The sequence below is a fragment of the Ochrobactrum sp. WV_118_8 genome, assembly GCF_039631535.1.
Classification (GTDB): domain Bacteria; phylum Pseudomonadota; class Alphaproteobacteria; order Rhizobiales; family Rhizobiaceae; genus Brucella; species Brucella anthropi.
Genome location: NZ_JBDIUZ010000002.1, coordinates 770,591 through 783,389, shown reverse-complemented (window position 1 = coordinate 783,389; position 12,799 = coordinate 770,591). Strand labels below are relative to the sequence as shown.

Sequence of the window (12,799 nt, the reverse complement as noted above, 5' to 3'; positions counted from 1 at the left end):
ATGGTCAGAATGGGCCGGAATTCCGATCACGAACCGCAATCGCGCGCGAGGGCGGCAAAGGTCCGTCGGCGACCGGAAGAGATTGCTGACCGTATCAAGGATGTTATCCGTTCCGATGCATTGAGGCCGGGAGATCGACTGCCACAGGAAAAGGAACTGATTGACCAGTTCAAGGCTGCCAAGGGCACTGTGCGCGAAGCGATGAAGGCGCTGGAGACGCAGGGTCTGATTTTTACGCGCAGCGGTCCCGGCGGCGGGGCTTTTGTGGCCGAACCTTCCGCCCAGCACGCAATGGAAATGCTCGGAAGCTATTTCTTTTTCGATCAGCCGAGTCTTGCCGAAGTTTACGCTATCCGTAAGCATCTCGAACCGGAGGTTGCTGCTCTCTTGTCCGGCAGATTGACCGGTGACGACATTGCTCGGCTGGAAAATGCGATGCGGGTCTATGATCGCCCGCCGGTCGATCTTGATGATCAATATCGCCAGCGGATTGCGGAACTGGATTTCCATTCCTTGCTGGCACAGCTTTGTCCGGACCGTCTGTTGGGCTTCATCTGCGGATTGACCCACAATCTGTTGCGAAGCCTGCCAATAGCGCGCGCGATCTATGCTGATCCGACACCGGCTTCGCGCGAAGAAGGACTTATCTTCCAGCACCGATTGCTTGCAGCGCTTGTCGAAAATCGCAGCGAGGATGCGCGCCGTATAACGTTTGAGCATATGGTTTCCGCTGAAAACTATATGCTTTCCAAGGCGAATTTAGTCGGGAAAGCCACATAGCGGAAACGAAAAAGTTGGGAACAATCCCGGCGCTCCCGCATTTGCAATTATGCAGGCCGCCGCCTTAACAGATGCGACGGCCTCATTTGTTTATGAATGACAATGGAGGTTTCGACCCTTTTTATGTGTGGTATTTGCGGAGAAGTCAGGTTTGACGGTGGTTCGCCGTCAGTTTCGGCAGTCTCGAAAATGGCGGATGTACTCAGTCCTCGCGGGCCCGATGCATCCGGGATTGTGATCCGGGGCAATATCGGCTTCGGGCATCGAAGATTGAGAATCCTTGATCTTTCCGAAAAATCGCAGCAACCGATGATCGACGCCGACCTCGGTTTGACGCTTGTGTTCAATGGCTGCATCTATAATTTCCGCGAATTGCGCACAGAGCTGGAACAGAAGGGCTACAAGTTCTTCTCCGACGGTGACACAGAAGTCATTCTCAAGGCATGGCATGCATGGGGCGAAAGCTGTGTAACGCGTTTTCTTGGCATGTTCGCTTTCGCCATTCACGAACGTGATACCGGCAGGGTTATCCTCGCGCGTGATCGGTTCGGCATCAAGCCGCTCTATATTGCCGAGGCGGAGGGTGCCTTGCGGTTCGCCTCTTCCTTGCCTGCTCTGGTTAAGGCAGGCGGCATCGATACCTCGATAGACCGCGCAGCCTTGCACAATTACATGAGCTTTCATGCCGTCGTGCCGCCACCGCGCACGATCTATAACGGTGTTCGAAAGCTCCCCCCGGCGACAATCCGTGTGTATGAACCGAATGGACGTTTTGCTGACCGCATCTATTGGCAGGCGCCTTATCGTCGTCTGCCCGGCGACGGCGCGTTGAGCCGTGAGGAATGGCAGGAGCAATTGCTCGCTATGCTGCGTGTCGCTGTCAAGCGCCGGATGATTTCCGACGTGCCGGTCGGCGTGCTTTTGTCCGGCGGGGTGGATTCCAGCCTGATCGTCGGTCTGCTCGCTGAGGCAGGTCAATCGGGCCTGATGAGTTTTTCTGTCGGCTTTGAAGAAGCCAACGGGGAGAAAGGCGACGAATTTGTCTATTCCGATCTGATCGCCGAGCATTTTGGCACCGAACATCATAAGATCTTTGTGCCCTCGGCAGACCTCATGGAAGCCTTGCCGGGAACGATCGCGGCAATGTCCGAACCAATGGTGTCCTATGATAATGTCGGCTTCTACCTCCTTTCCAAGGAGGTTTCGAAGCATATCAAGGTTGTCCAGTCGGGACAGGGGGCAGATGAAGTTTTCGGCGGCTATCACTGGTATCCACCGCTAGTCGATTCCAACGATGTCGTCAGCGACTATGCCAAAGGGTTCCGTGACCGCTCGCATGACGTTCTCGCCACGCAGTTATCGCCGGAATGGATGCCGGAACGTGATTACAGTCAGGACCTTCTGGAAGAAAATCTGCTGCAGGATGGAGCGGATACGCCTGTCGACCGTGCGCTGCGGCTCGATACGAATGTGATGCTCGTGGACGATCCGGTCAAGCGCGTGGACAACATGACGATGGCCTGGGGGCTTGAAGCGCGGGTGCCATTTCTGGATCATGAACTGGTCGAGCTTGCCGCCCGCATTCCGCCGGAGGAAAAACTACGTGACGGCGGCAAGGGTATCCTCAAGGATGTGGCGAGGAAGGTCGTTCCAAGCGAAGTGATTGATCGCAAGAAGGGATATTTCCCGGTTCCGCAGCTCAAATATATCGATGGCCCTTATCTTGATATGTTGCGAGACGCCCTCTCTTCACAAAAGGCGAGGGAGCGCGGACTTTTCCAACGCGATTATCTTGAACGCCTGTTTGCAAAACCGTCCGAACACATAACGCCGTTGCGCGGTTCTGAGCTTTGGCAGGCTGGCCTCCTTGAAATGTGGCTGCAAACGCAGGAGGCATGAAATGCGGAAAACCGGTGAGGTGGATATGACCCGGCAGAAAGCGAAAGGTCGCAAAGCCTTTTCGCACCGTCTTACGCGCTTGCGTACACCTGAAAGCGCAGGCTTTTATCAGGAACATGCGCACGGCCATGACAAGGCGGGAAGCGAAGATCGCAAGCAGGATGTGGTTGTCGATTGCGGCTGGGGCCGACTACTCTTCGCGCAGACCTTCGAGACCAATGAAGCCATAGTGGAAGCATTGCGGGGGGAAGCGCCAGCGAGCCGCGACATCGTCTTTTACGTCAGCGATCCCCATGTACTGCTGTCACTCGCACCACATGAGATATTTCTCGATCCGTCGCATACATACCGGATTGAACTTGCGACCTATCGACCGGGCGGGCGACGGATACGTGGCATCACCATACGTCGCGCAGTCTCCGAAGTGGACGCGGAAGGCATCAACGCCGTCTATGCGGCCTGTGGCATGGTTCAACTGCGTCCCGACTTTTTCTCATCGGAGCGAGACAACCGTGCTGTTACCTATTTTGTGGCTCAGGACGATGCTACCGGCGAAATTGTTGGCACTGTAACTGGCATCGACCATCAGCGCCTTTTCGATGATCCTGATCGCAGTGCTTCGCTTTGGTGTCTTGCAGTTCATCCTCAAGCGCGGCAGCCGGGTATTGGTGAAAAACTGGTGCGAAAACTTGCCGAGCATTTTCAGGCTCGCGGCTTGAGCCATATCGATCTCTCGGTTCTGCACGATAATGAGAATGCCATAAGGCTCTATGAAAAGCTGAAGTTTCGTCGCGTTCCGCTCTTCGCGATAAAGCGCAAGAACGCAATCAACGAGAAATTTTTCGCCTCGCATCTGGAAACCTTCGATGCGCTCAATCCCTATGCTCGCATAATCGTGGATGAAGCGGTGCGTCGTGGTATTCAGGTTGAAATAACCGATGCTGAAGGCGGCTTTTTCCGCCTCTCCTATGGCGGGCGTTCCGTCCATTGCCGTGAGAGCTTGTCTGAAATGACATCAGGTGTCGCAATGTCAATCTGCGACGACAAGGCTGTGACGCGGCGCGTCGTCGAGAAGGCTGGTCTGATAGTGCCGGAGCAGATTGCCGCCGAAGCGGACGATGATGCGCTGGAAGCTTTTCTAGAACGTCACAGCAAGCTGGTGGTGAAACCAGCCCGGGGCGAACAGGGAAGAGGAATTTCCGTCGGCATATCGATCATGAAAGACCTGCGAACGGCGATCAAACAGGCGCGAACCGTGTGCGACCGCGTGCTGCTGGAGGCGTGTTTTGAAGGTGAAGACCTTCGGCTGGTGGTTATCGACTACCAACTCGTTGCCGCTGCGGTTCGTCGCCCGCCACGCGTTGTCGGTGACGGCAAGGCAACCATCCGCAAGCTTATCGAGATACAATCGCGCAGACGCGCTGCGACGACTGGCGGAGAAAGCCGCATACCGGTCGATACGGAAACGAAAAGGTGTCTTGAGGAACAAGGCCTGTCGCTCGATTCCGTTCTGGAAGATCATCGTGAAATCACGGTGCGCAAGGCGGCCAATCTACATACAGGCGGTACGATCCACGACGTGACAGCGACTGTTCATAGAAACCTTGTCGATGCTGCCTGTAAGGCTGCGCGTGCAATCGGCATTCCCGTTGTCGGGATCGATTTCATGGTCAAGCAGCCCGAAAAGCCGGACTATATTTTCATCGAAGCCAATGAGCGTCCCGGCCTTGCCAACCACGAACCGCAACCGACTGCAGGCAAGTTTGTCGATTTGCTTTTTCCAGGCTCAAGATAATGATAGTTTAGGGATGTCTAAACTATGGAATGTTCGCCGGAAAGTCTCTCCGGCGAACTTGAAACTATGCAACCCGCAAACAATATGCTGTATTTTAGCTATTGAGGAAATTTTAAGCAGAAACTGTACTCAGCAAATCAATTCTCGATTGTAACGGAAAAATTCATTTTTCATTTGGTTTCTGCCTCTATCCCTTTACGACAGGGGGCTCGGGCGGAAAAGGTTGATCGAACCGCATTCACGCCTGAGCGGAAAAGGGCTGAAAATGGATACGCGGGGGCAAAGCAGCGAGAATGTGCCGCTGGCAGTCGATCTGGACGGAACTCTGGTTTCGACCGATCTGCTGTGGGAGGGTATTTTTCTTCTTTTGAAGAGGAACATCCTGTTCGTCTTCATGCTGCCGGTGTGGCTGTTCTCAGGCAAGGCATATCTCAAGCGACAGGTGGCTGAGCGCGTAACGCTCGATGCATCGCGACTTCCCTACCGAACCGAGTTTCTGGAATTTCTGCGTAGCGAACATGGGTCGGGGCGGACTTTGGTGCTGGCAACAGCTGCCGCTGAACCGATGGCCAAGGCTGTTGCGTCTGAGCTTGGGATTTTCAGTGCTGTCTATTCAACATCCGGTACGACCAATCTTTCGGCACAGCGCAAGGCTGATCTGCTTGTCGAGCACTATGGACGACAGGGATTCGACTATGCCGGTAATGATCGTGATGACCTGCCTGTTTTCGATGCAGCCCGACAGGCGATCGTTGTCGCACCTGATCGTGCAGCGGCACATTTCCAGAAGCAAACTGGTTGTGAACTTTTCAGTGCCGAAAAACCAACTATTCGAACCTATGCTCGTATGCTCCGCGTTCATCAGTGGCTAAAGAATCTGCTCGTCTTTGTCCCGGCCATTCTGGCGCATGACATAATGAAGCCAGACGTGTTGATTGCGACTTGCCTGGCATTCGTGGCCTTTTCTGCGGCATCGTCTGCGATCTATATCGTCAATGATATTGTCGATCTTCCGGTGGATCGAAGACATGTGCGAAAAAATCAGCGACCTTTTGCACACGGAAAGATATCCATTCCCTTTGGCCTAAGCGTTGCGGCCCTGTTGTTGCTTCTGACGGCTTTCGTCTGCCTTTTCCTTCCGCCCGCCTTTACGCTTGCAATCGTCACCTATCTGTTTTTCACGACCGCCTATACCTTCGCCTTGAAACGCATGTTGTTGGGAGACGTGATTTGCCTCGCGGGACTTTACAGCCTGCGGCTATTGGGAGGGTCGGCGGCTTCCTATATCCCGCCATCGTTCTGGCTGATGGCCTTTGCCATGTTCTTCTTTCTGTCGCTGGCGCTGGTGAAGCGTTATGTCGAACTGCAGGGCGCTACCGTGACAGAAAAGGACCGGATTTTGGGGCGAGGCTACCGTCCGGAAGATCGCGATATTGTCGGACAGTGTGGGGTCGCAGCCGCGTTTACCGCAGCGCTGGTTTTGGCACTCTATATCAATAGCGATGCCGTCAAGACGCTCTACACCTATCCCTGGCTGATATGGCCGCTCGGTCCGATCGTGCTCTATATCAACGTGCGTGTGTGGATACTGGCGCATCGCGGCGACATGGATGACGACCCGGTCCTCTTCATTGCCAGGGATTGGCGCAGTCAGGTCGTCATCGCGCTTGGCGCGGTGCTGCTTCTTGTGGCTGGTATGCGCTGATGGAACAATCCTTCGACAGTTTCGGACGTATTAACCGGCGAAGCCGGCAATACCTTCCACTGGAGAGACTGGAGACTGATTTCACGCGAGCCTTGCTCGGCGATGCGAGCCTTTTGCCATTCGGAAATGGTCGCTCCTACGGCGATAGCTGCCATAATGATATGGGCTTTCTCGTGCCCATGCAGGCGCGGAAAAAGATACTACACTTCGATCCAGATACGGGATTGCTGACGGCTGAGAGCGGCGTGTTTTTGAGTGAAATCGTCACCCATGTTACTCCGCATGGCTATTTCCTCCCTGTCACGCCGGGCACGCAGTTTGTGACGCTCGGCGGCGCCATTGCCAATGACGTGCATGGTAAAAACCATCACCGGCAGGGTACTTTCGGGTGTCATGTTGAAAGGCTGGAACTGCTTCGCTCGGACGGCGTCTACTACAGATGTTCCGATACGAAGCACATTGATCTGTTTCGGGCAACCATCGGTGGAATGGGACTAACCGGATTAATTCTTCGCGCAACGATCCGGCTCAAGCGGGTCGGCGGTCTCGATGTCGAGGAAAAGGTTCTGCCCTTCGCCAACCTTGATGCTTATTTTGATATGGCCGGGGTGGCCGATCATGAAAATGAATATGCTGTTGCCTGGGTCGATCAGCTCTCCGATGGCCGGGGCTTGCTGATGGTCGGTAATCATGTTGCCGCGCCGAATGGCTCTATTTCGATCGCTGGGCGGTTTGGCGTGCCGGTTGAATTGCCATTCTCGCTGTTGAACAAGACAAGCCTGTCGCTTTTCAATGCGGCCTATTTCCAGCGCAAGAGGCGGCTGAAAACAGCGCGTAGAGTGCCGTATCAAAGCTTCTTTTATCCACTCGACGGAGTGAGAAACTGGAACAGGCTTTACGGCCCGGCAGGGCTCTACCAGCATCAAAGTGTAATTCCGTTCGAAGCAGCCCGAAAGATCGTTCCAGCGATGCTTGAGGCAAGTCGCAATGCAGGACAGGTCTCCTTTCTGACGGTACTCAAGCGTTTCGGTTCGATGAAGTCTCCCGGTCTCATGTCATTTCCGATGCCGGGATATACGCTGACGATGGATTTCCCCAATCGTGGCCACACAACGCTGGAATTGCTGAACCGTCTGGACCAGATGACTGTTGAGGCCGGTGGCCGGGTCAATCCATATAAGGACCAAAGGATGAGCGCAGAGGTTTTTGCTGCAAGCTATCCGCGCTGGCGCGATTTCGAGGCCTTTCGCGACAAGGTTTTCAATTCCAATTTCTGGCGCCGGACCGCATTGATGCTCGGTGCTGCAGGTTAGGAAACGTGATGAAATATATTCCCTTCATCCTGTTCACAGTCATGACCAATGCTGCCGCGCAGTTGATGTTGAAATATGGCATGCTGACGCTCGGGCCGATCAGCTTTTCAGCCGAAACATTGATCCAGCGCATATTCCAGATTGTCTTCAACCCTTGGATTTTTGCCGGTTTGCTCACCTTCGTGATCTCGATGGCGTCGCATCTTTACGTGCTGTCGAAAGTGGATCTTTCGTTTGCCTATCCGTTCCTCAGTCTTGCCTATGTCGCGGTCGCTCTGTTCGCCTGGCTTTTGTTCAAGGAGGAACTTGGCGCCTACAAGATTGCGGGAATTGCGTTCATCTGCATCGGGACAGTGCTGATCGCACAAAGCGGCAAGCCGTCCGAACCGCAGGCGGAGACGCATGTGAACCAGCAGACACATAGTTGAACGGGGGCAGTACGATGAGACATGTAATCTTCGGTGGCGACGGTTTTGTCGGGCGCTATCTTGCTCCAAAGCTACTTGCCGATGGTCACGAGGTCCTTGTCGCGGATATCGTGAAAAGCGATCTGCCACACTATACTGATGCCGCTTTCATCGCGACTGATGTGACCGATCCGGAAGCAATCCGCAGGCTTGGTATCCGCGCAGACGACATGGTCTATAACCTGTCCGCCAAAATGCTTTCACCAATTCAGGTCCGGGCAGAGCGGCACGACTTCTTCTTTCCCGTCAATTATTACGGGACGGCGAACATCATCAAGGCGATGGATGTGGCTGGTGCCAACAAGCTCGTCCATTTCACCACCGATATGGTGTACGGGCACACCTATGTCTGGCCGCAGAAAGAAGACCATCCGTGCAAGCCGCTCGGTGAGTACGGCCTGTCAAAACTGAAAACCGAAGAACTCGCCATTGAATGGCGCGTGCGGGGCATGAATATCTCCCTGTTTCGTCCTCGTCTTATCATTGGACCGGGCCGTCTCGGCATTCTGGAAAAGCTGTTCAAGCTGATTGATTACAATTTGCCGGTGCCGATGATCGGCTCGGGCAGGAACCCTTACCAGTTCATTTCGGTGTTCGACTGTGCGGAGGCGGCACGTGCCGCTTTCAAGGCTGGTGTTCCAAACGAGGCCTATAATCTCGGCTCGCTCAATCCGCCTCCAGTCCGCAAACTGCTTGGTGATCTGATCAGCCATGCAGGTTCGAAATCTATTTTGTTGCCAACACCCGCCTGGGCGGTGAAACGCACGCTGGATCTGCTGGACTGGATGAACATGCCGATCATGGACCCGGAGCAATATCTGATTGCCGACGAAATGTGTGTTCTCGATGTCTCGAAGGGCGAGCGCGAGCTTGGCTGGATACCGCAATATCGTGATGAGGATATGCTGATCGCGGCTTACAGCGAATATCGCAAGAAAATCGGCGCGGCATCATCGGATGTGCGGGCTTCCGAAACGGCATAGAGGCAGAAATGAACAAGACCAATACAACGCCGAAGCCGAAGCTGTTGACGGTTGCCGAGGCGAAAGCGCTCGATCTGCCACGGATGACGGAGCTGTTTACCACTCACCTCAATCCAGGCCAGCTTCACTTCATGAAGCTGCTCGGCTTTCACAAGGTGAAGATCGAACGCGCTGAAGGCATGTATTATTATGATCAGAATGGGCGCGCCATTCTCGATTTTTTCGGCGGGTTCGGATCGCTGGCTTTTGGCCATAATCACCCGCGTATTCTCGAAGCACGGCGTCAGTTTCAGGAAGAAATGCGCCACGAGATTGCAATCGCCTTCATGTCGCAATATGCGGCCGCTCTTGCTTATGACATTGCGGCTTGCTCGCCGGGAGATCTCGACATGGTGTTTCTGGGGTCTTCCGGTTCTGAGGCGATGGAAGCCGCGATCAAGGTCGCAGAGCGCGCCGCAGGTCCTAAAAAGCCCAAGATCGTCTATGCGGAAAATTCGTTCCATGGCAAAACGAAGGGTGTTCTGTCCATCACTGATGGTGGGCTATATCGTGGCGAATTCAAGCTGGTCGATAACACCGTTCGGGTTCCCTTCGGTGACATTGCAGCCATTGAAAATGCGTTTCGCTCTGACCCCGAGATCGGGGTGATTGTGCTTGAAACGGTGCAAGGTGGTGGCGGTATCATTCAAACTGATGCACAGTTCTGGCAAAAGTTGCGAAGCCTTTGCGACCAGTATGGTGTGATCTGGGTTGCCGATGAAGTGCAATGTGGGTTGGGACGAACCGGGAAATTCTATGCTTTCGAGCATTATGGCGTCATACCGGATGTCACCGCACTGGCGAAGTCGCTTGGCGGTGGAAAGACCGCAATGGCCGCCATGATCGCGCGGCGCGACGTCTACATGAAGGCTTACGGCACGCCCAAGACGGCGATGATCCATGCGATGGCGACTTTTGGCGGGATTGGCGAAGCCTGCGTTACGTCGATTGAAGCTCTGAACGTTCTTTACGACGAGCATCTGATTGATAACGCAGCCGATGTCGGGGAATATCTTCTGGATCGGCTGCACGAACTGCAGAGCCGCTATCCTGCGCTTTTGAAAGATGTGCGCGGGAAGGGGATGATGGTGGGGCTGGAGTTCCATGACTTTTCTCAGACGATGCCGGTCGTGCTGCGACCAGTCCTGGCAATGCTTGATGAAAAACTGAAAGGTTCACTTCCCGGTTTTATCGGCAGCCATCTGCTGCGCGATCATGGGGTTCTGGTCGCCTTTACTGAATATAATCGAAACGTCATCCGTCTTGAGCCGCCGCTGATCTGCGGGCGGGAGCATGTGGACGCATTCATCAAGGCGCTGGATGAGGTCCTTTCACGCGGCATCGTCCGGATTGTGCGGGATTTCGTCAAGGCTCAGATCAAATGAGCCGTTTCTGATTACGGAATAAAGCTGGGGCGAAGCAGCAAATCCCAACAGCGGTTCAAAGCGACGACGGCGCGATCCTGCAGTGCTTCGGCATATATTTTCTGCAAGGCAAGACGATTGGTCGTCGTCGGACATTTCGGGCGCAATATGCCGTCTGTTGCTTCTACGGCAGCCTTCGTTTCCTTGGATAACGCCGGGACAGTGCGGAAGGGGTCGGCGCCGATCTGGATATGCCGTGTCGCATCGCGATCCAATATCCATGCAAACGGATTGACGAAGTCGAGCGACATGATGCTTTGCAGGCGAACGTTGTTCCGGGTCTCGAAGGATTTCAGATCCTTCACCATCCGGTTTGCAGAAACGAGCCAGTAGACCTGGAAATCGATTTCTGAATAAAGCTGCCAGCTAGGTAGTTGGCCTTGCGCTGCCAGCGCGTCATAGGCTGCATTGTTTTCCGGGTAGTGGGTTTCGAAAAGCTCTGCCCGCTGCAGGAAATCGGGCCGGGTCAACACCTGCCCGAGGTTCTTCAGTTCCGGGAAGGACGGTTGCACATAAGTCGGGGCTACGGCAACGGCGCGCAGGGTACGGTGCGCAACCTTGGTGAATGTCGGGAGGGCACAGAAGGCAGCGAGCACGACGAAGGCGATTTTGAGCTTCTCGGTGCCGGCTTTTATCCGCTGAAAAATCATAAGCAGGATGGGCCAAAGGAATATGAATTCCTGACTTCCGGTGTTCTGTGTCTCAAGGATGATGCCACCCAGAAGCCCAACGGCGAGCCAGACCGAACTCCGGTCGAAAAAGCGATTGTGTTTGCCGGAATGGAACTGTTCATTCCAGAAAAGAATGAGAACAAGGATCGTCGCTGGCAGAATGACGTCCAGCTTCAACGATATGACGGTCAGGAAACGCGGCAGCAGGGCTTCTTCGTTCAGGGCGATCAATGAGGCGATATCGCGAATATATCCGCCGATAATCCCATTGTACAATTCAAGGACGAACAGAAATGCAACGGTAATGGCGGCGGCCAGCAGAACGTTGCGTATAGAGATTCGTCCAGCGAGAAGTGCCGCAAGCCCGAACAGTCCACCTGCAAGAAAGCCCGTGACCTTCATCAAAAACAAGGCGAGCATCACTGCCGCACAAAACAGCGCGAGCTTTGCGCCGTTTCGCATAAACAGCAATCCGCACATCAGCACGTAGAGCAAAAGCGATGTATGGCGGTTATAAATGCCAAACCCATCCAGTCCGGGGTAGGGATAAAAGCTTTGTGTATTGGCCGGAAAGATTGCGAAAACCAGAAATGGAACAAGGATCAGAAATCCGGTTATTCGATTATGGGGGGGAAGCTCTGTCAGTACCCATGCCATCAGAGGGGCTGCAACGACCAATATTGACCATTGAACGAGCAAAAGCGGTTGTGCCTGTGGGAACAGGGAGTGTCCCCATGCAAAAAGATAGTAGCCAAGCGGTCCGACAGGCGTGGAAAAGTCTACACCGGGAATCTGGTCCATTCTTATGCGCTGGGCTGCGTCGAAGTAGATGTAGCTGTCCCAGTACATTGGCCCAATGGGGGCATTGAGCCTGAATGACAGAAGCGCGATCAGCAGAACGAGAACAAAACCTAGCCAGAGCATAGGCGCGCATAGCAGCGTCGGTCTGGCCGATTTGAAGGTCGTGCTGAAGAACATGGAACCCCGCTCCCTCGTGCATCACGCGCAGAAATTACCTGCAAACCCTTAAAACTACTGAAATAGCCACAGGGTCACCTGATTGGGCACAAATTTCCGATATGTGTGAAGAGTTTTCCAGAAAAGAGAGCGCCCACTGCACTGGGAGGAGGAATGTGCAGTGGGCGGATCTATAAAGCGCGATTGGGAGGAGGAGTATCGCGCTTTGGGTTCGGTTTTTGGGAGGAGGAGTAAAACCGAACAAGCCCAAGATAGGAATAAGGGCTGCTGCTTACAAGGGGCAACGCTGCAATGCAGATATGCATTTTTGGGTAGCTAAAAAAGAAACCGCCCCGCAGCGGTCTAGCGCGCTGGGGCGGTACTCCCTCCTCCAAGTGAGAGGAACAATAACCGTGCTCATGGAGAAAGCAACCCCTTAATAAAACTCTATAACTTTCAGAAAATACTGAAATTTGTGTAGGGTTATTGGGTGATAGTCATTCAGGTTCCATCCGGTACAAGAGCATTTTAATTGCACTGCAGGACTGAACTATACCCGATCTTTAATAGTGTTTAGTCGAACGGTTGCAGACGCGGAAAAGTTCGTTGAGATAGGTTTCTCAACCATTGGCTGATATTGTTCACCAGATTTTCAAGTGTGCGTGCAGATTGTCTATTTATTTTCGTCAAAGCTGTGAGTAAGTTCTTCTATCTTCTTCGATTGGGGGCTTTCGGGGGAGATATGCCGCCTCAGCGCGTTCATTCG

At 53.8% G+C, this 12,799-nt stretch carries 9 protein-coding genes; 8 read left to right on the top strand and 1 reads right to left on the bottom strand.

All coding sequences use genetic code 11. The features are described from left to right. The 8 genes from ABDF71_RS17715 (at position 1) to ABDF71_RS17680 (ending at position 10,366) form a co-directional block, all read left to right on the top strand. On the top strand, positions 1–780 hold the full coding sequence (locus ABDF71_RS17715) for a FadR/GntR family transcriptional regulator (protein ID WP_029376210.1): 780 nt from the start codon (positions 1–3) through the stop codon (positions 778–780). A gap of 123 nt (positions 781–903) precedes the next feature. Next, the gene (locus tag ABDF71_RS17710) at positions 904–2,679 is read left to right on the top strand and encodes an N-acetylglutaminylglutamine amidotransferase (protein WP_258124479.1); all 1,776 of its coding nucleotides are present in this window, start codon (positions 904–906) and stop codon (positions 2,677–2,679) included. A gap of 1 nt (position 2,680) precedes the next feature. Continuing rightward, positions 2,681–4,474: an N-acetylglutaminylglutamine synthetase gene (gene ngg, locus ABDF71_RS17705; RefSeq protein WP_258124478.1), complete on the top strand. Its 1,794-nt coding sequence runs from the start codon at positions 2,681–2,683 to the stop codon at positions 4,472–4,474. 265 nt (positions 4,475–4,739) lie between these two features. Next, the gene (locus ABDF71_RS17700; RefSeq protein WP_258124477.1) at positions 4,740–6,179 is read left to right on the top strand and encodes a UbiA family prenyltransferase; all 1,440 of its coding nucleotides are present in this window, start codon (positions 4,740–4,742) and stop codon (positions 6,177–6,179) included. After that, positions 6,179–7,492, top strand: coding sequence for an FAD-binding oxidoreductase (locus tag ABDF71_RS17695; RefSeq protein WP_258124476.1), 1,314 nt, complete (start codon positions 6,179–6,181; stop codon positions 7,490–7,492). The genes ABDF71_RS17700 and ABDF71_RS17695 overlap by 1 nt, the downstream gene beginning before the upstream one ends. A gap of 8 nt (positions 7,493–7,500) precedes the next feature. After that, complete coding sequence (locus ABDF71_RS17690; protein WP_010660930.1) at positions 7,501–7,920, top strand: EamA family transporter; 420 nt, start codon at positions 7,501–7,503, stop codon at positions 7,918–7,920. Between the two features lie 14 nt (positions 7,921–7,934). Further along, positions 7,935–8,942, top strand: coding sequence for an NAD-dependent epimerase/dehydratase family protein (locus tag ABDF71_RS17685; RefSeq protein WP_258124475.1), 1,008 nt, complete (start codon positions 7,935–7,937; stop codon positions 8,940–8,942). Positions 8,943–8,950: 8 nt separating this feature from the next. Next, positions 8,951–10,366, top strand: a complete 1,416-nt coding sequence (locus tag ABDF71_RS17680) for an aspartate aminotransferase family protein (protein WP_043061615.1) — start codon at positions 8,951–8,953, stop codon at positions 10,364–10,366. A gap of 11 nt (positions 10,367–10,377) precedes the next feature. On the opposite strand, the gene ABDF71_RS17675 is transcribed toward ABDF71_RS17680, so the two are convergent. Next, positions 10,378–12,054, bottom strand: a complete 1,677-nt coding sequence (locus ABDF71_RS17675) for a hypothetical protein (RefSeq protein WP_500061696.1) — start codon at positions 12,052–12,054, stop codon at positions 10,378–10,380. Between the last annotated feature and the right edge of the window lie 745 nt (positions 12,055–12,799).

What these genes read in the sequence shown, in the direction of transcription:
- ABDF71_RS17675 (WP_500061696.1), bottom strand. Translation starts at nt 12,054, where the DNA reads ATGTTCTTCAGCACGACCTTCAAATCGGCCAGACCGACGCTGCTATGC.
- ABDF71_RS17695 (WP_258124476.1), top strand. Translation starts at nt 6,179, where the DNA reads ATGGAACAATCCTTCGACAGTTTCGGACGTATTAACCGGCGAAGCCGG.
- ABDF71_RS17715 (WP_029376210.1), top strand. Translation starts at nt 1, where the DNA reads ATGGTCAGAATGGGCCGGAATTCCGATCACGAACCGCAATCGCGCGCG.
- ABDF71_RS17700 (WP_258124477.1), top strand. Translation starts at nt 4,740, where the DNA reads ATGGATACGCGGGGGCAAAGCAGCGAGAATGTGCCGCTGGCAGTCGAT.
- ABDF71_RS17680 (WP_043061615.1), top strand. Translation starts at nt 8,951, where the DNA reads ATGAACAAGACCAATACAACGCCGAAGCCGAAGCTGTTGACGGTTGCC.
- ABDF71_RS17710 (WP_258124479.1), top strand. Translation starts at nt 904, where the DNA reads ATGTGTGGTATTTGCGGAGAAGTCAGGTTTGACGGTGGTTCGCCGTCA.
- ngg (WP_258124478.1), top strand. Translation starts at nt 2,681, where the DNA reads ATGCGGAAAACCGGTGAGGTGGATATGACCCGGCAGAAAGCGAAAGGT.
- ABDF71_RS17690 (WP_010660930.1), top strand. Translation starts at nt 7,501, where the DNA reads ATGAAATATATTCCCTTCATCCTGTTCACAGTCATGACCAATGCTGCC.
- ABDF71_RS17685 (WP_258124475.1), top strand. Translation starts at nt 7,935, where the DNA reads ATGAGACATGTAATCTTCGGTGGCGACGGTTTTGTCGGGCGCTATCTT.